Consider the following 19,541-nt stretch of genomic DNA (forward strand, 5'->3'; position numbering starts at 1 on the left):
TAAAACCTACGGTTAAAATACACATTATTGTTGTCTCTAAATATTAAGACACATAAATTCATTATTTTTCCGACCTAAGGAGGAAAAATTTCCTTAGCCTTTATGATCTATCCATAAACACTTCACCTTTTATCCGCATCTAGCAGGGATAAAACCCATCACCTCGCCATTTGGCGACCCTTCACCTTTTAACGTGCGAAGCAATCGTTAAAACCCTTAACCTTGCTTTTCAATTTCTTTATGTTATGACTAAAATATAGTTATTCCTTATCTAACATAAATTTATTGATTACGTATGCAACTCCATCATTATCATTACTTTTGGTTACAAAATTTGCAACTTTTTTTAATTTATCAATGCCGTTCTCCATTGCAACTCCAAGTCCAGCATATTCAACCATGTCTATATCATTTTCATGATCGCCTACACATATGATATCTTTCATATCAATTCCAAGTTCCTCAGCTAATAATTTAACACCAACACCTTTATTAACTTTCTTATTTAAAAATTCTAGGAAGTATGGTGAACTTTTTACTACAGTATATTTATCATAAAATTCTTTTGGGATTTTCTTTATGGCGTTGTCTAAAATATCTTCTTCATCGATAAACATTATTTTAACTATAGTTGTATCTTTATTAACATTATCAAAGTCAATTTCTTTTATGGGAATTGAATTCATTTTAGCTTCTAATAAGCTATATTTACTTATTTTTGGAGTTATACATTCGTCATTTGTAAGTGCGTGTATGTTGACTTTAAGTTCTTTACTTAAATCATATAATGTTTTAATGTCATCAACAGATAAAAGATTTTCAGCTATTATTTTTTCGCTTTTAGTAGTTTGAACAACGGCACCATTAAAAGCTACTGCATAGTCATCATCACTTAATAAATTTAATTCAGTAAGGTACTTTTTTATCCCCTTAACAGGTCTTCCGGTAGCTAAAACTACTTTTATACCCTTTTTTTTCGCACTTTGGATTGCATTAAAAGTTTCTTGTGAAATGGTTTTATCGGTCTTAAGAAGTGTGCCGTCCATGTCTAAAGCTATTAATTTGTACATGTCTTGTCCTCCTATTAAATATATAAATTAATTCAATGAATATTATAACATTAAAATTCATCAAAAGCACAGAATATATTATAAGGACGATTTTCTTATGCATTTATTGAAAAATTCCAAAAAAATGATATAATTAAATTTGTTTAGCTTTTTTAGGTCTGTGTTTACGCAGACCTTTTAAATATTATTGAGTATATAGCCAATAGTTTAGCTTCATATATTTAAGGAGGAGAACCCATGTAAAACAGCTAAAATTTTATTAAAACGCAGGTTACAGCGTAAAGTATTTAAAATATGAAGAAACTAAAGGAGGGAAGAGTTACTAAAAGCAAGTAACATTATGAAACCAATTTAAAAAATTATAGCACAAGAGGTTTTGTAAGTTTTATGTAACTACGATAAAGTGGCTGATTATATAAATGAAATAGAGAGAAGAAGAACCTTTGCAATAATATCCCACCCAGATGCAGGAAAAACAACACTGACTGAGAAATTGCTTTTATACGGAGGTGCCATAAGAATGGCTGGATCTGTAAAGGCCAGAAAAGCAGCAAAACATGCAGTGTCTGATTGGATGGAAATTGAAAAACAAAGAGGTATTTCTGTAACCTCTTCAGTTATGCAGTTTAATTATGAAGGATATTGTATTAATATTTTGGATACACCTGGACATCAAGATTTTAGTGAGGACACATATAGAACCTTGATGGCTGCAGATAGTGCAGTAATGGTAGTGGATGCAGCAAAAGGTATTGAGGCACAAACAAGAAAATTATTTAATGTCTGTAGTCTTAGAAATATTCCAATATTTACTTTTATAAACAAAATGGATAGAGAAAGTAAGGATCCGTTTGAGCTTATGCAACAACTTGAAGACGAACTTGGAATAAAGTGTTATCCTGTAAACTGGCCAATAGGATCTGGTAAAGATTTTAAGGGCGTTTATGAGAGAAATAAAAAGGTTATACAGGTATTTGATGGTGGAAACCACGGACAAACAGAAGTTGAAACAGTTGAAGGAAATGTGGAAGACCAGGTATTTAGGGATCTATTAGGTGATGATCTTCATGATAAGTTAATAGAAGATATAGAGCTTTTAGATGTAGCAGGTGATGAGTTTGACATGGAGAAGCTTAGAAATGGAGAGTTGACCCCAGTATTTTTTGGAAGTGCACTAACAAACTTTGGTGTAAAACCATTCCTTGAAGAATTCCTAAAATTGACCCCATTACCGATTTCAAGAGAATCTGATAAGGGTGAAATTGATGTTCTTAGAAAAGATTTTTCTGCCTTCATATTTAAAATTCAAGCTAATATGAATAAAGCTCATAGAGATAGAATTGCATTTATGCGTATTTGTTCCGGTGAGTTTAAAAAAGGTATGGAAGTTTATCATGTTCAAAATGGAACTAAGGTAAGGCTAACGCAACCTCAACAATTTTTGGCGCAGGATAGAGAAATAATTGAAGAAGCATATGCAGGAGATATTATAGGAGTTTTTGATCCTGGTATTTTCAATATAGGAGACACTTTGTGTGAAAGTCCTGAAAAATTTAAATTTGAAGGAATACCAGTGTTTGCTCCTGAACATTTTGCAAGAGTTAGAACTGTTGATACTATGAAGAGAAAACAATTTATTAAAGGTATAACTCAAATATCAGAAGAGGGTGCAATTCAAGTATTTAAAGAAATAAATATTGGAGTTGAGGAGCTTATTGTTGGGGTTGTAGGTGTACTTCAATTTGAAGTTTTGGAATACAGACTTAAAAACGAATATAATGTTGACATTAAAATGGATAGGTTAGCTTTTAGAAGTATTAGATGGATAGAAAATAACGACATTGATCCTAAGTCTTTAGTTTTAACATCTGATACAAAGGTTGTTAAAGATTTAGATGATAGAAATTTAATTCTTTTCCAAAGTGATTGGTCTATAAATTGGGCATTAGAACACAATAAAGGATTGGTTTTATCTGATATTTCTAAGAAATAATAAATGAGTCTGTATGAAAATAGAAAAGTCTAGTTTCATACAGACTTTTCGTAAATATATACATGAATTAGATAAAAAATACAAAATATAGATTTAAGGAGGATAAAATGACAAAAAAAATATCTCTTGTATTACTAACATTGTTACTTATATCAGCCCTCTTTGGATGCAGCGAAAATAAGCAGCAGGTGGCTGTAAATAACCATCATATTAAGAAAAAAGTTTCTGTACAAAAGTTAGGTCCATCTTTCGATAAAAGTGCACCAATGAAGCAACCAGGTCAAGGAGTACCTGTTCTGATGTATCATTCTGTAGCAGATGGGACAAATAATCCGGTTGTAATAGCTCCGGCAAAACTTGATGAAGAAATGAAATATCTTAAGGATAATGGCTATTATACCATTACTTTAGATGATCTATATGCTTATTTTATTAACAATACTCCTATTCCTGAAAAATCCGTTGTTCTTACTTTTGATGACGGATACAAGGATAATTATACGGCGATGCTTCCTATTATGAAAAAATACGGCTTTAGAGCAACGGTATTTGTTATTACATCTTACATAGATAAGCTCCCTGGTTATTTGACCTCTAAACAACTTAAGGAGATGGAGGCTTATGGTATTGATATTGAAAGTCATACAGTAGATCATAAAGCGCTAAAAGAACTAACAAAGCCTCAGCAACAACAAGAACTTACGGAATCAAAAGCATTTTTGGAAACTTTGTTAAAGAAAAAAATAAACTATATTGCTTATCCTGATGGCTCATATAATAAAGATACAGTTGAATGTGCAAAAGAAGCTGGTTATACCATGGGATTAACTACTGACGGAAGATGGTCCATGAAAAGCAATGGATTACTAACCCTTGATAGGGATTATATAAATAGCCAGTTTGATATGAGTAAATTTGTGGATAGGATTACAAATCCTAATTACAAATTCAATTATTAAAATAAGAGAAAAATATAGAGAGTAGTCATGAATTAGGATTATAAAACTATAAAAAAGATTACGAAGCAAGGGCGAAGAAAATTATCCCTACTTCGTAATCTTTTTTATTATAAACTTAAAAATTTTTAAGAAAAAATGAATCTTTTTTTCTTAAATAGTATTTTTTATATTTATCCAAATTTTTATCAAATTTTAAGAGAATAAAGTCTACTATTTTAACTGTACAATAAGCAAGTATAAGACCTGCAATCACATCTATAACCCAATGTATTTCAAGATATAGTGTGGAGTATATAACACTAAGACAGAAAAAGCCCCAGACACACTTAAATATTTTATCTTTTTCTCTTATTACAAGTAAGAACATTGCAAAAGCAATGGAGGTATGCATTGATGGAAAACAGTTTAAAGTCCATCCAGCTGCAGCTTGAGCACTAAAATGTCTATCTAAACCATCAGGTTGCCCTAATACGTACCATACTTCTTGTAAGTGAAAAATTATATAAAAAGGGCTAATTAAAAATATTTGAAGCACATGAGCAGAAAGTAGATATCTTATCATCTTTCTAAAATCTTTGCATATAATTGCTCTATATATTGGAATAATTGGAGCCATAGCAAATCCATTATTATAAACAAGACGCATAAACCAAGTTAAGGTTTGATTTTTATAAATACGTGCAAAGGCACCATCGTTAAAAGGTATTTTACGAAATATTGGGTTTAAATCTATTACCGATATTTTTTTTGCTACTTGCATGTGAAGGATGCTCCCCCAAATTGCATATCCGTTTTTATTAATGTACATAATAAACAACATAAAAGGTATACTTAAAATCACAAAGGTTACCCAACGTACATCTTTCCTTTTATCACGATAAGCTGTAGCAGCAGCAAACCAATATATTGATGCTACAATTTTTCCGCCAATACTAGCTGAACTTAAATATGTAGGTAGAACTACTATAAACAGTATAATACCAAGTAATATGGTATAATTATCATCTAAAAAAAGAAGAATTTTTGACAAAGTAGATTTTAAATTCTCATTTTTAATCATTTCCATATAAAAACCTCCTCGAAATAACAGATTAAATTATAACATAAAATTAACATTAATTAATATGATATTGTAAAAAAAAATTTATTGTGCTATACTTTACTAAACGGTCAGTTAATAAAATAGGGTGAGGATTATGAAAGAAAAAGATAAAGCATGCATAACTCAATTTAAAATTATTGAAGCAGCTACAGAGGTTTTTTCAGAAAAAGGTTTTGATGGGGCAAGAGTAGATGAAATTGCGGCTAGAGCAAAAGTTAATAAGGCTATGTTATATTATTATTTTGAAAGTAAAGAAAAATTACTTGAAGAGATAGTAAAAAATTATGTCAGAGAATCTATTGAACTTAAGAAAAAAATACTTAAGGATATAGATATAAGTAATGAAGAACAGCTAGATATGATTATAAGTAAAATGTTTAATTTTCTAGAAAACAAAAAAAGTATACTCAAAATAATAATAATAGAGTCTTTGAAAGCAGAAGATAGAGATGTTCCGATATTTAATTCGCTGCTTGCTTCTTTTGAACTTAAAATTAAAAGTTTTAGGGAACATGGCTTAGTAATAAATAAGGAAGATGAGATGGGATTATTAATTGATTCATTTTTCTTTAATACAGTGTCATGGGTGTTTTTTTTAACGGTAGGTAACAAATGGACACAATTTTATGGCTTTGATAAAGATGAGGTTAAAGCTAAATTTAAAGAAATATTTTTAAAACATAGGTATATTTATTTAAGAGAAATAAAAGATAAATAGGGATCTTTTATTTTCTGAAAAGCATTAACTAAACAGTTAGTTCTTAAGGACTAAATTTGTTAAATTTTAGTTCTAATTTTAACTATATCATTAACTAAACAGTTAGTTTTTAGAAAGGACGTGTAACATGACTAAGAATGAAGACCGCTATATGTGGTTAGCACTGGGAGTTGTCATTGTTGGAACTTTTATGTCAATACTTGATTCAAGTATTGTAAATGTAGCAGTTCCCAAAATGATGACCATTTTTGGTGCTTCAACTGACCAAATCGAATGGGTAATTACAGGATATATGCTTACCATGAGTATAATCATCCCCCTTACTGGTTACCTAGGAGAACGATTTGGTCTAAAAAAACTATATATTTTCGCACTTTCTGTTTTTACAGTTGGTTCAGCATTGTGCGGACTTGCAAGTAGCACAGAAACTATGATTGCAGCTAGAGTTGTACAAGCAATTGGCGGAGGTATGATAATGCCAGTTGGTATGGCCATGATATTTCAAATTGTACCACTAGAAAAAAGAGGACTTGCACTTGGTGTTTGGGGCATAGCAGCTATGGCAGCACCAGCTATAGGACCAACTTTAAGTGGTTATATTGTACAGTATATGGATTGGAGATTAATATTTACAATAAATATTCCTGTTGGAATTATAGGTGTAACACTTGCATTTATTATTCTCAGAGAAACAGAAGTAAAAACAGATAAAAAATTCGATTATTTGGGAGCAAGTACCTCTGCTATAGGTTTATTTACATTGCTATTAGGCTTAAGTCAAGGAAATTCAAAAGGATGGACATCTGGTTATATACTTGTGTTATTTGTAATAGCAGCAATATCACTTTCTGCTTTTATATTTATTGAACTTAATATTGATAATCCACTTTTAGAACTAAGAATATTAAAGATATTCCCATTTTCTTTAAGTTTGTTAATATCATGTATTACGACAATTGGAATGTATGGAGCACTATTTTTATTACCAATTTACATTCAAAATATCAGAGGATATACACCAATGCAATCAGGTATGATATCACTTCCCTCAGCCATAGTAACTGGTATAATGATGCCAATTAGTGGAAGAATATTTGATAAATTTGGTGCAAAATGGATAACTGTAATTGGAACTATTGTTTTAGCTTCAGCATCCTTTGCACTTAGCAAATTAAGTTTAGACACAGGATACTCAGTAATTGTAATTATAATGATGTTTAGAGGTCTAGGAATGGGAATGGCAATGATGCCAGCACAAACGTCAGGTATGAATTCTGTTCCAAGGGAACTGTCAGGAAAAGCAACAGCTTTGAGTAATACGGTAAGACAGGTTAGTGGATCTTTTGGAATAGCTATACTTACTACAGTACTTCAAAGAAGGGAAGCCTTTCATACAGTTAGGTTTAGTGAGGGTATTAACTTAAATTCACCAGCATTAATAAATGCACAAAATGCTTTTTCAAGCACAGCTATGCAGCATGGTTTAAATCAAGTTACAGGCAAAAGTGCTTTTTTAACTCAAATATACACTAACTTAATGAAACAAGTAGCCGTAGCTGGCATTAATGATTCGTTATTGATTGCTACTTTTATATGCCTTGCAGGGGTTCCATTGGCGTTTTTTATAAGAGATGCCAAAAAGAAACCAGTAGTTGATAATGAAGTTTCTGCAGATGTACAGTAAAATAATATAATTTTTTAGGAGGATATACACCATATGGAGAATCAGAAAAAATCTAAAAATAAAATATTTCTAGGGGTTATTATCATTATTGTAATAGCACTAGGAGCATTCGGATATGATTGGTATTATGAAAATACAAATTTTGTGTCAACAGATGATGCATCAATTAGTGGGGATATAATAAATGCTAGCCCTAAGCTATCTGGAAAAATTTTATCTGAAAATGTTAAAGAAGGTGACAAGGTAAAAAAAGGTGATGTTTTATTCACTCTTGAGACAGACCAAGTACAAGCACAATTAAATCAAGCAGAGGCAGCTCTTGACACAGCAAAAGCACAACTTACAAAATTAGAAGGTGGAGCAAGAAGCCAAGAAATATCAGGAGCACAAGCAATAGTAGATCAGGCAAGCGCTTCATATAATGGAGCACAAACAAGTAAGGATAATTTAACGACAAGTTTAAATAATTTACAAGCACAATATAACACTTTAATTGCACAAATGTCAGACTTAAAGAATCCAGCCAATGGAAGTTATGATGCTAGCTATGCTATTTCAAAATTAGATGCTGCACGTAAAGCTAATGCATTAACAGAAGCTCAATATACAGTAAAAGCACAAGCTATAGAACAACTATTTTCTGCTAAACAACAGTTAGAAAATCAAATTTCTCAGCTTCAAGGACAAATAAACAGTGCTAATTCACAAATAGCAGCAGCAAAGTCTGGTATAGATGCTGCCAATAGTAAATTAAGTCTTACTAACGCAGGAGCTTCAGACAAGGACATAGCTATAGCAGAAGACCAAGTAAAATCAGCACAAGCAAGTTATGACTTAGTTAAGTTAAATTTAGACAATACTCAGGTGAAAGCACCAATCGATGGAACTATTGTTCAGATTAATTCACATGTAGGGGATACCGTTTCTTTAGGACAAGGTGTAATGGCTTTAGCAGATTTTTCAAAACTTCAAGTTACAGCTTATGTTTTAGAGAGTGATGTTGAAAAAATTAAATTGAATCAAAATGTGAGCTTAAGTGTAGACGCATTTAAAGATTCCACATTTAAAGGAAAAGTCCAAAGTATAGGACTTGCAACATCTTCAGTATTTAGCTTATTTAGTACATCAAACAATTCTGGTAACTTTACAAAAGTAAGTCAACGTATACCTGTAAAAATAAGTTTAGATTCAGCAAATAGTGGTCTAGTTCCAGGTATGTCCGTAACAGCAAAAATAAGAATAAAGTAATAAAAAGTCGGGGATTTTGATTTGAAAATGATTGTAAATTCCCGACTTTTTAGTTTACATTATTAAAAATAATATTATAGTTCTAAATTATAGTCTTAGCTAATAAAAGTTAAATATAGTAATAATAAATTTAAAATTATTATTACACCAGCTACTAGCACACCAATAATTTGTATATACAACTTATTGACTAATATTCCCATTAAGTCCTTACGCCTAGCTATAATAAGCATCTGAATAATTGGAAATGGTAGAATAAAACTAAGAGCAACTTGGCTTATAACCAAAGCATTCATTGGATTAATTCCAAGTGCAATAATTATTAAAGCAGGCATCATGGTTACAAGTCTTCTTACATTAACTGGTATGCTCAAATTCACAAACCCTTTCATTATGGTCTGACCTGCAAGAGTTCCAACCGCTGAAGAAGAGAGTCCAGAAACAAGCAATGCAATTCCGAAAGCACCACTAGATAAAGGACCTAACAATGGCTCTAATGATTTATGGGCCTGCTCAATAGTATCCACAACTATATTATTTTTATAAAAAACCGCAGCAGAAACTATGACCATGGCAGCATTCACGAAAAAAGCTAAATTCATTGCGATGATAATATCTATTTTTTCCATGTGAAGATGTTTTAACTTACACTTGTTAGAGGTGTCACTGCATCTATATTGAACAAGATGAGAATGTAAATATATTACATGAGGCATAACGGTTGCTCCAAGCATTCCAACAGCTATAAATAGAGCTTCACTATTTGGAAGGGAAGGTATTAAAGTATGATATGCAGCTTGCGCCCAATTTGGTTTTGATAAAAATAATTCAAGAATATAAGCTACGCTGATTATAGCAATAAGAGAAGATATTATTATTTCAATAAATTTTTGACCGTATTTTTCAGTATAACAAATTAAATAAGTTAAGAGTCCTGTAAGTAGTCCAGCAGCAATCATAGGAATATTAAAAAGTAAGTATAATCCTAAAGTTCCACCTAAAAATTCAGCTAAATCTGTAGCCATTGCGCCAAATTCTGCAACAATCCAAAAAATCCAGTTAGCATATTTAGGAAAAATTTTGGAACACATTTGTGGTAAATTATTACCAGTAGCTATTCCTAATTTAGCAGACATGATTTGTAAAAATATAGCCATTAAGTTGCTAAGTAAAATTACCCATATAAGTGTATAATTAAATTTTGAACCTCCGCTTATATTTGTAGCAAAATTTCCAGGATCAACATAGGCCACACTTATTATAAAAGCAGGTCCGATAAATTTAAGTAATTGTCTTAGCTTGACTATAGGACTTATATGAATATGTTTAGCAGGATTTAAAAGTTCTATATCAATATTATCTTTACCTTGCATATTAAATATCACCTTTCTTTTTTTTCATGTGCATAAATAAAGTAGATTAAAATAGTTATTGTAGGTTAAGTTTATTAGTCGTGGCTAATTTTCATCTTCTATATAGATTATGTACTTTACAATTGAATTGACATTAAAAATTTCGAAGTATATACTAGTAAATAATTGAATAATAAAATATTGGTTTAATCTAAGTTTTGATTAATTAAAAGGGAATCAGGTTAGAGTCCTGAACGGTCCCGCCACTGTAAGAGATGAATTTAAGTACGATGTACCACTGGGAAACTGGGAAGGTGTGCATAAATGATGAATCTCAAGTCAGGAGACCTGCCATATTTTTTCACCATTGCTCTACGAAGGATAGGGGGTGTCGGTATGATTTATATCTGTTGGTTTTCTTATGGATAAGAAATTTATAGCTTCTTGACACTATGTTAAGAGGCTTTTTATTTTGTTTAATTACGGAATATCTAACTATTATGAAACAAACTATTATGGAGGAATTAAAATGCATATAGAAGATGGAATATTATCACCAGCAGCATGGGGTTCTTGGTATGCCGCAACTACTTTATTTGTAGTACCAGGTATAAAAGAAATTAAAAGAAGATCAGAGGAAAATTTATATTATAAGCCATTTTTATCAATGGTGGGAGTAGGTGTATTTGTAATATCATGTATGCATATACCTGTACCAGTAACAGGTTCTTGCTCACATCCGTGTGGAACACCGCTAGCGGCAATACTTATTGGCCCGTTTGCCACTGCGGTAATAACAGCAATAGGGTTGTTTTTTCAAGCAATATTTTTGGGACATGGGGGTATTACAACTATTGGGGCCAATGATTTTTCAATGGGGATAGCAGGTGGAATATCAGGATATATTTGTTTTAGAGTCTTGAAGCACTTTAAGAGTCCAATATGGCTATCAGCAGGAGTAGCAGGATTTGTTGGTGATTTGGTAACGTATCTAGTAAGTGCATTAGAACTTGCTATAAGTTTGCATGGACATACATCACTAATAAAGCAATGGATGATATTTTTTATGGGATACGGACCAACTCAATTACCACTAGCAATTGCAGAAGGTATATTTACAGCAGCAATAATTAAAGTTATGGCAAGTAGACGCCCAGATTTATTACCTAATTTAATTAGTAGAAAGGGTAGGAAGGTTAAAAATGAAATCAATGGATAATACGGAAAACAAAAAAAATACTGAAATCAAATGGTTAGATAGTTTTACTAAAACACTTCTTACTATAATGATTGTGATATTAATTTTTATTTTTGCAGCAGGAAAATATATGGATATACATAAAATGCAGGCAGGTGGAACGGATGACAAAGTCAACAATTTAGCAACAACTGTTTCAGCAAAGGCACACCATCCTTTTATAGAATTACCTGGTGATGCAGAAGTAGGAGCATTTTCAGTAGCTAATTTTTTTGCAGGATTAATTTTAGGACATCATTGGGAAAAAATATTTGGAAAAACCAAAGAAGAAATAAATGAAGTGCATATTTAAGGGAGCAAATTTATGAGTTTTTCACAGTTTAAAAATATATCAACTTCAGAAAGTTTTATGCATAAAATTGATGGAAGAATTAAAACCGTTGTATTCATAGTAAGCATAATAATTTCAGCTGTGCTTTCAAGTTGTTATCTCGTTATACCATTATGGATAGGTGGCATATATTTATTTTCAAAAACTAAAATTAAGTGGAATAAGCTTATAAGACGATTATGTTTACCTTTTGGATTATCCTGGCTTGTTTTTATAAGTGTAATTTTTACTAATGGCAATCATATTATCTGGAGTTTTCATTTTGGAATTTTTCATTTGAATTTATATTATGAAGGATTAAAACTTGGAATTCTAATACAACTTAGAATTATAACAGCAATAACCTTTGGATCACTACTAGCCTTTACTACACCAATGGTAGAAATTTTAGAGACTCTCAGACTGCTTAAAGTACCAAATACAATTATAGATATTGCAGATATGATGTATAGATATGTTTTTATAATTGAAGAAATAGGACATAATATGCGTATTGCTCAGATTAGCAGAATGGGAGATAATGTTTCTATAGTTCAAAAGATAAAAGATAATGGGAAAGTGGCTGGATATGTAATAATCAAATCAATGGACAAGAGCGTTAATATATACAATGCTATGCTTTCTAGAGGATATAATGAAAATACTAGAAGTTTGGGCTTTTTTAATAAGAAGATACAAATGAAGGACTGGATATTTGGTGGTATTATAACTAGTTTATTATTGGTTTTGGTTTGTATAAGTATTATATAATGGCTATTTTAGAAATTATATTTAATCATAATATAAATAGATTGTGAATTAAAGACTAAAGAATTTTATCATAACTAAAGTTAGATAAAAAGATTAAAGAAAGCCTTTGGTTAGATGGAAGAATTGACGAGGCTAAAGCCGTCAAAGGTGAGAGAAGTTACTTAAGTAACAGGTAAAAGATGAATTTCAGGTAAGATAAAAGATTTTTCGCAGCATAGCGTAGAAAAATCATCCATAGCTTTTTCCCACGGGAAACCCATCACTTTTGACCAGCAAAGCGCCTGTCAAACCCTTCACCTCGCTTTAGCGACCCTTCGCCTTTTCACCGCGAAGCATAGGTGAAAAACCTTCACCTGTACCCACTGCTAGGAATTGAATCATAACAAAGAGAGGTAAAAATTATGGAAGAGCTAATAAGTATTAAAGATGTAAGTTACATATATAATGATGGAAAAAAAGCACTTCAAGATGTTAACATATCAGTTGGAAAAGGAGAAAAAATAGCTATAATGGGTCCTAATGGTGCTGGAAAGTCAACCTTATTTGGTCTTCTTAATGGTATATTAAAGCCATCCTCTGGTATAATTAAAATTGATAAATTAGAGACTGTTAAAAAAAATCTACCAAAGATAAGGCGAGATGTAGGGGTGGTTTTTCAGGATTCGGATGATCAGTTATTTAATTCTAGTGTACGGCAAGAAATTGCTTATGGGCTTTTAAATATTGGCGTTTTTGGTGAGGAGTTAAACAAGACAATAAAATGGGCATTAGAAGTAGTAGGAATGGAAGGTTATGAAGATAAAAGTCCACACAATTTAAGTGGTGGAGAAAAAAAGAGAATAGCACTTGCAAGTGTACTCGCAATGAAACCCAAGGTTTTGGTTTTAGATGAACCTACAGCCTCATTAGATCCAAGAGGTGTTAGTAAACTTATAAAATTATTAGACTATATTAATAAGAAATTCAATATAACCTTAATATTTTCAACACATGATGTAGATATAGTTCCACTGCTTGCAGATAGAGTTTATCTTATAGACAAGGGCAAAATTGTTTTAAATGGAAGCACTGAAGAGGTTTTTGACAATAAGGAAATTATCAGGAAAATGGATTTGAGATTACCGAGAGTAGCACATCTTGTAGAAATTCTTGAGAAGGATGGGGAAGTTCAAGTAGATAAGTTGCCGCTTACAATTGGACAGGCACGAAAAATATTAAAAAATAGGAGTGATATAAATGTTTAGAAGACATAGAAGACTTAGAGAAAATCAAACAATAAGGAGCATTGTAAGAGAGACAGTTTTAAATGCACAAGATTTTATTTATCCAATGTTTGTTGTGGAAGGACAGAATATAAAGAGAGAAATAAGGTCACTTCCTAATAATTTTCACTGGTCATTAGATAGGATTCCAGAACTTATTGAGGATGTTACAGCTGCAGGAGTAAAGGGAATAATGATATTCGGACTTCCAGATCATAAAGATGAGGTCGGACATTCAGCTTATGATGAAAATGGAATAGTACAAAGAGCAATAGGAGTCATAAAAAAATTAGCACCTGAACTTTGGGTTATTACAGATGTTTGTATGTGTGAATATACAAGCCATGGACACTGTGGAATAATAGTTGATCAAAGGGTTGATAATGATGAAACCTTGAAATATATAGCTCAAACAGCATTATCACATGTAAAAGCAGGTGCTGATATGGTAGCACCGTCTGATATGATGGATGGAAGAGTTGAAGCAATTAGAAAAATTTTAGATGAAAATGGGTATAAAGATGTAGGGATAATGGCATATAGTGCAAAATATTCTTCAGCATTTTATGGACCGTTTAGAGAAGCAGCAGATTCTACACCACAGTTTGGAGATAGAAAGAGTTATCAAATGGATCCAGCAAATATAAGAGAGGCTATGCTTGAAATAGAAGATGATATCAATGAAGGCGCAGACATTATTATGGTGAAACCAGCTTTGTCTTATTTAGATGTTATAAGGTGGGCAAGGGATAAATTTAACCATCCTGTAGCAGCCTATAGTGTAAGTGGTGAATTTGCAATGGTTAAAGCAGCAGCATCACTTGGACTTATAGACGAAAAAGCTATAGCACTTGAAATGTTAACTTCTATTAAAAGAGCAGGTGCAGATATTATAATAACTTATTATGCCATGGATGCAGCTAGATGGATTAAAGAATAAGGTTTCGAAAGAGAGGAAAAATGTTGGCACAGAAAAATGATAAAGTAATTCTTTTGGTAAGTTTTGGAACTACTTATGAAGAAACTAGAAAATTAACTATAGATAGCATTGAAAAAGAAATTGCAGAAAGATTTGTTGATTATGATGTAAAGTCTGCTTTCACATCACATATGATTATCAAAATACTTAAAAAGAGAGACAAGCATATTGTAGATACACCAGAGGAAGCATTAGAAAAAATCAGAGAACTTGGATATAAAGAAGTAATTGTTCAGTCTCTTCACATAATGCCAGGGGAAGAATATGATTATGTATCAAAAGTAGTAGAAAATTATAAGGAAGTTTTTGAAAAAATAAGTCTTGGTAGGCCTATACTTTATTTTAAAGGAGATGGTGAGGAACTAGTTGATGATTACTCCATTGCCGTTGATGCCTTAAAAGAAAAGCTGCCTAAAAATGAAGTTGTAGTATTTATGGGACATGGTACAACACATCCTGCAAATGCTTCCTACGCGTGCCTTCAAATGGTTTTTAGAGATCATGGAATAAATAATGTTTATATAGGAACCGTTGAGGGATATCCAACAATAAATAATGTAATTAATTCCTTGAAGAAAGAAAAAGTAAAAGAAGTAACATTGATGCCTTTAATGATTGTAGCAGGTGACCATTGTAATAATGATATGGCATCTGATGAAGAAAATTCATGGAAAAGTCTTCTGACAAATGAAGGTATTAAGGTAAATTTATATATGCATGGAATAGGTGAAAATAAAAAAATTAAAGATATTTTTGTAAAACATGTGGAAGATGTTATGCTCGAAAGATTTGAAAATGTAGGAAAAACTAAAAAGGGGGGATTACATGGCTAAAATTATGATACAGGGAACCGCATCTTCTGTTGGAAAGAGTATTTTAGTAGCTGCACTATGTAGAATATTCACTCAAGATGGTTATAATGTTACACCTTTTAAATCTCAGAATATGTCTTTGAATTCATATATAACTTTAGATGGAATGGAAATGGGAAGAGCACAAGTGCTTCAAGCTTATGCTGCCAAAATGGAGCCACAGGTTTACATGAATCCAATACTTCTTAAACCAACTTCTGATAAAAAAAGTCAGGTTATTTTAAATGGTAAGGTTTATGGAAATTATACTGCTATGGAGTATCACAATTTAAAACCAAAGTTTAAGGAATTATTAAAAGACCAATTTGAAAAACTTGAAAATGAATTTGATATAGTAGTAATGGAAGGTGCTGGAAGTCCAGCTGAAATAAATCTAAGGGATAAAGACATTGTGAATATGGGTATGGCAGAACTTGTAGATGCACCTGTAATTCTTGTAGGAGATATTGATAAAGGTGGTGTGTTTGCAGCATTAGCAGGAACAATGTTGCTTTTAAAAGAAAAGGAAAAACCTAGAGTCAAAGGTACAATAATTAACAAGTTTAGAGGCGATGTAGAAATACTTAAACCAGGTCTTAAAATGCTTCAAGAAATAATCCAAAAACCTTGCATTGGAGTTGTGCCGCATTTTAGACTTCAACTTGAAGATGAAGATGGAGCTGTAGAATTTAATAAGGAAATAACTGGAGAAATTGATATAGCTGTTATAAAATTGCCCCATATATCTAATTTTACAGATTTAGATGCATTAAAAGATGAGCAAGGAGTATCAATAAGGTTTATAAGTTCCTTAGAGGAATTTGGCAATCCTGATTTAATCATTATTCCAGGAAGTAAAAATACTATTGAAGATCTTATAAGTATAAGAAAAAGTGGTATAGAGGAAGCGATAAAAGTCTATAGTACTTACGGAACTGTCATTGGTATATGTGGTGGATATCAAATGCTTGGAAATATAATAAAAGATCCATATGAGGTTGAAACACAAATTAAAGAAATAAAGGGAATAGGATTATTAGATATAGACACAAGTTTTGAAGAGGAAAAAGTCACAACACGAGTTAGTGCTGATATAATATCAACAAAAATTTTATCTCAATTTAAAAAATGCTCACTAAGTGGTGAAGGTAATGGTTTATACGGTTATGAAATACATATGGGGACATCAACTTGCGGAAAAGATTCCATGCCACTTTTTAATATAAAAGAAAAAAATGGAATGAAAGTGCAATATGAAGATGGAGCCATAAACAAGCAGGGAAATGTAATGGGGACATATATTCATGGAATATTTGACAGTATAGGCTTTAGAGAATATATTGTGAATTATTTGAGAAATAAAAAAGGTATAGAAATGAAAAAGTCAGAAAACTATGAACACAAGAGAGAAAAGGAATTAGATAAGTTAGCAGATATAGTCAGATCATCTGTTGATATAGATGAAATATATAAGATAATGGGTATTAAAAAATGATAGATGTACTTATAGCAGTAATGATAGATTTTTTAATAGGTGATCCTTATTGGTTTCCACATCCTATAATCTATATTGGAAAACTTATAAGGATTCTAGAAAATACTGCAAGAAAAATTTCGAAGAGTAATAGAAATCTAAAAATATGTGGATTTTTTATAGTTTTATTATGTTGCAGCATAAGTTTTTTAATTCCATTTATAATACTTAAGTTTACAGAGAGGTTTATAGTTCTTCATCATGTTATGAATATAATTATTATTTGGACAACACTTGCAGCTAGAAGTTTACATAAGGAAGCTATAAAAGTTAGTGAAGCACTTAAAAATAATGATATTGAGGATGCAAGAACAAAGCTTTCATATATAGTTGGAAGGGATACAAAAGAACTCAGTGAGAAGGAAATAATAAGGGCAGATGTGGAAACCGTAGCGGAAAATACTTCAGATGGAGTAATTGCACCTTTAATATTTGCAATTATTGGTGGAGGATCACTTGCTATGTTATATAAGGCAGTTAACACTATGGATTCAATGCTTGGATATAAAAATGAAAAGTTTTATTATATTGGATATTTTCCTGCAAAGGTTGATGATTTATTTAATTTAATACCGGCAAGAATTACAGGAATACTTATATGTATGACAGCACCTATTGTTAAAGGAAACATTTTTAAAAGTCTAAAAGTAATGATTAGGGATAGAAAAAATCATAAGAGTCCTAATTGCGCTTATCCAGAGGCAGCAGCAGCAGGGGCTATGGGAATAATGCTTGGTGGAACCAATAGTTATTTTGGAGAACTTGTATATAAACCTACAATTGGAGATGATATAAATAAATTGGAAAAGGAACACATAAAACAATCAATCGTGCTTATGCACGCTTCGGAAATATTATTAGTTATTATATACATTATAATTAGTTTAATCATAATATAATGAGATTGCGAATAAAGGGTGAGGGGTTTTAACGGATGCTGCGCACGTTAAAAGGTTAAGAGTTTACTGATAAATCAGTAAAGGCTAAGGAAATTTTTTCTCCTACGTCAGAAAAATCATACATAGCTTTTTCCCACGGGAAACCCATCACCTTTGACCACCAAAGCGCCCGTCAAACCATTCACCTCGCTTTAGCGACCCTTCGCCTTTTCACCGCGAAGCATAGGTGAAAATCCTTCACTTATACACCTAACCATTGTAAAGCAAAAAAATATATAAAAGGAGCATTTCTATGTTACATGGGGGAGATATATACACAGATGGAATTTTAAAAGGAAAGAACCTGTTAGATTATAGTTCAAATATAAATCCACTAGGGACACCTAAGGGATTTTCTGAAAATATAGGGGAAGCATTAAAAAATGTAGTTAGGTATCCTGATATTAAATATAGAGAGTTAATTGATAATATAAAAAATTATATTGGTGTGAAAAATGTTGAATATATACTTGGAAATGGTGCTGCAGAAATTATAGATTTATCAATAAGTTGTTTTCAAAGCATAATAATAGTGGTACCATCCTTTGTTGAGTATGAGATAAACGCAAAAAAGTGGAATTGTAAGATAGAATATTCATATTTATCTAGGAATATGGAGTTTGATTATAATGACATAATGAATAAGCTTAAAAATGTTGAAGCAGTGATAATAGGCAATCCTAATAATCCTAATGGCGGAACAATTGATAAAGATAAATTCCAAGAAATTTTAGACTTTTGTGAAGAAAACGAAAAAACCATTATTATAGATGAAGCATTTATTGAATTTGTAGGAGAGAAAGAACATGGTTTTGCAAAATATACAAACAAATATAAGTGTTTGTTTATAATAAGGGCTATAACAAAATTTTTTGCTATGCCTGGAGTAAGATTTGGCTATGGAATAACTAAAAATAGCAAGCTAGCCACAAGCATAAAAGAAAAACAAAACCCATGGAACATTAATTGCTTTGCTGAACTAGCAGTTAAGTATTCCTTTAGTGATGAGAGGTATATAAAAAAGTCACTTTTGTGGATTGAAGAAGAGAGAAGATTTTTGTTCCATGAACTGTGCGAAGTTAATTGCTTTGAAATGGTATTTCCAACGAATGCAAATTTTATTTTATGTAAACTTAAAGATATTGATGAAGATGAGTTATATGCTTTTTGCCTTAAGAAAGAGATAATTATAAGAAAGGCAAGTAATTTTAGAGGACTTAATAAAGGATTTATAAGACTTGCAATAAAAGATAGAGAATCTAATGAGAGATTGATTAAGGTACTAAAAAGTTATTCATAATATAAAGAGATTACGAAGTATTGGTGAAGGGTTTATGGATAAATCCTAAAGGCTAAGGAGATTTTTCCTCCTACGTCAGAAAAATAATGAATTTAAATTTATATGTCTTAATATATAGAGACAACTCTACTATGTATTTTAACCGTAGGTTTTGCTCTTTGGCACTTAAATAACAGTTTAATATGTTAATAAATACTTATTCATTGAAAACT

Annotated in this window: 17 protein-coding genes and 1 riboswitch; of the genes, 14 read left to right on the forward strand and 3 right to left on the reverse strand. The window is 31.4% G+C overall.

Going from position 1 to position 19,541, the window contains the following annotated elements:
- Positions 1-260: 260 nt before the first annotated feature.
- On the reverse strand, positions 261-1,070 hold the full coding sequence (gene yidA / locus B8978_RS17990) for a sugar-phosphatase (RefSeq protein WP_084117677.1): 810 nt from the start codon (positions 1,068-1,070) through the stop codon (positions 261-263).
- 403 nt (positions 1,071-1,473) lie between these two features.
- On the opposite strand from yidA, the gene B8978_RS17995 reads away from it, so the two are divergent.
- Positions 1,474-3,063, forward strand: coding sequence for a peptide chain release factor 3 (locus B8978_RS17995; RefSeq protein WP_084117678.1), 1,590 nt, complete (start codon positions 1,474-1,476; stop codon positions 3,061-3,063).
- 107 nt (positions 3,064-3,170) lie between these two features.
- Positions 3,171-4,022, forward strand: coding sequence for a polysaccharide deacetylase family protein (locus B8978_RS18000; RefSeq protein WP_084117679.1), 852 nt, complete (start codon positions 3,171-3,173; stop codon positions 4,020-4,022).
- Positions 4,023-4,137: 115 nt separating this feature from the next.
- Here B8978_RS18000 and B8978_RS18005 read toward each other — a convergent pair whose 3' ends face one another.
- Complete coding sequence (locus tag B8978_RS18005) at positions 4,138-5,088, reverse strand: phosphatase PAP2 family protein (protein ID WP_139796088.1); 951 nt, start codon at positions 5,086-5,088, stop codon at positions 4,138-4,140.
- Positions 5,089-5,218: 130 nt separating this feature from the next.
- On the opposite strand from B8978_RS18005, the gene B8978_RS18010 reads away from it, so the two are divergent.
- From B8978_RS18010 to B8978_RS18020, 3 genes are all read left to right on the forward strand, one after another.
- Positions 5,219-5,842, forward strand: coding sequence for a TetR/AcrR family transcriptional regulator (locus B8978_RS18010; protein WP_084117680.1), 624 nt, complete (start codon positions 5,219-5,221; stop codon positions 5,840-5,842).
- 127 nt (positions 5,843-5,969) lie between these two features.
- Positions 5,970-7,526 carry a DHA2 family efflux MFS transporter permease subunit gene (locus tag B8978_RS18015; protein ID WP_084117681.1) on the forward strand — a complete coding sequence of 519 codons (1,557 nt, stop codon included), beginning with the start codon at positions 5,970-5,972 and terminating at the stop codon, positions 7,524-7,526.
- Positions 7,527-7,559: 33 nt separating this feature from the next.
- Positions 7,560-8,774, forward strand: coding sequence for an HlyD family secretion protein (locus tag B8978_RS18020; protein WP_084117682.1), 1,215 nt, complete (start codon positions 7,560-7,562; stop codon positions 8,772-8,774).
- Between the two features lie 95 nt (positions 8,775-8,869).
- Here B8978_RS18020 and B8978_RS18025 read toward each other — a convergent pair whose 3' ends face one another.
- Entirely contained in the window at positions 8,870-10,147 is a 1,278-nt protein-coding gene (locus B8978_RS18025; protein ID WP_139796089.1) for an Nramp family divalent metal transporter, read from the reverse strand.
- Positions 10,148-10,311: 164 nt separating this feature from the next.
- Positions 10,312-10,495, forward strand: a riboswitch (cobalamin riboswitch).
- Positions 10,496-10,655: 160 nt separating this feature from the next.
- Here B8978_RS18025 and B8978_RS18030 point away from each other — a divergent pair.
- From B8978_RS18030 to B8978_RS18070, 9 genes are all read left to right on the forward strand, one after another.
- Positions 10,656-11,345, forward strand: a complete 690-nt coding sequence (locus B8978_RS18030; RefSeq protein ID WP_084117683.1) for an energy-coupling factor ABC transporter permease — start codon at positions 10,656-10,658, stop codon at positions 11,343-11,345.
- Positions 11,329-11,676: a hypothetical protein gene (locus B8978_RS18035; RefSeq protein WP_084117684.1), complete on the forward strand. Its 348-nt coding sequence runs from the start codon at positions 11,329-11,331 to the stop codon at positions 11,674-11,676. Before B8978_RS18030 ends, B8978_RS18035 begins: the two co-directional genes overlap by 17 nt.
- A 12-nt stretch (positions 11,677-11,688) precedes the next feature.
- Entirely contained in the window at positions 11,689-12,465 is a 777-nt protein-coding gene (cbiQ, locus tag B8978_RS18040; protein WP_084117685.1) for a cobalt ECF transporter T component CbiQ, read from the forward strand.
- A gap of 401 nt (positions 12,466-12,866) precedes the next feature.
- Positions 12,867-13,709, forward strand: a complete 843-nt coding sequence (locus B8978_RS18045; protein WP_084117686.1) for an energy-coupling factor ABC transporter ATP-binding protein — start codon at positions 12,867-12,869, stop codon at positions 13,707-13,709.
- Positions 13,702-14,667 (forward strand): porphobilinogen synthase, encoded by a 966-nt coding sequence (gene hemB / locus B8978_RS18050; protein ID WP_084117687.1) that lies wholly within the window; start codon positions 13,702-13,704, stop codon positions 14,665-14,667. Before B8978_RS18045 ends, hemB begins: the two co-directional genes overlap by 8 nt.
- Before the next feature lie 20 nt (positions 14,668-14,687).
- Positions 14,688-15,539 carry a sirohydrochlorin cobaltochelatase gene (locus B8978_RS18055; protein ID WP_084117688.1) on the forward strand — a complete coding sequence of 284 codons (852 nt, stop codon included), beginning with the start codon at positions 14,688-14,690 and terminating at the stop codon, positions 15,537-15,539.
- Positions 15,532-17,052 carry a cobyric acid synthase gene (locus B8978_RS18060; RefSeq protein ID WP_084117689.1) on the forward strand — a complete coding sequence of 507 codons (1,521 nt, stop codon included), beginning with the start codon at positions 15,532-15,534 and terminating at the stop codon, positions 17,050-17,052. The genes B8978_RS18055 and B8978_RS18060 overlap by 8 nt, the downstream gene beginning before the upstream one ends.
- Positions 17,049-17,990, forward strand: a complete 942-nt coding sequence (cbiB, locus tag B8978_RS18065) for an adenosylcobinamide-phosphate synthase CbiB (RefSeq protein ID WP_084117690.1) — start codon at positions 17,049-17,051, stop codon at positions 17,988-17,990. The genes B8978_RS18060 and cbiB overlap by 4 nt, the downstream gene beginning before the upstream one ends.
- Before the next feature lie 292 nt (positions 17,991-18,282).
- Positions 18,283-19,329, forward strand: coding sequence for a pyridoxal phosphate-dependent aminotransferase (locus B8978_RS18070; RefSeq protein ID WP_084117691.1), 1,047 nt, complete (start codon positions 18,283-18,285; stop codon positions 19,327-19,329).
- The last annotated feature ends 212 nt before the right edge of the window (positions 19,330-19,541 follow it).

This window comes from Clostridium acidisoli DSM 12555, assembly GCF_900176305.1.
GTDB classification, from domain to species: domain Bacteria; phylum Bacillota; class Clostridia; order Clostridiales; family Clostridiaceae; genus Clostridium_I; species Clostridium_I acidisoli.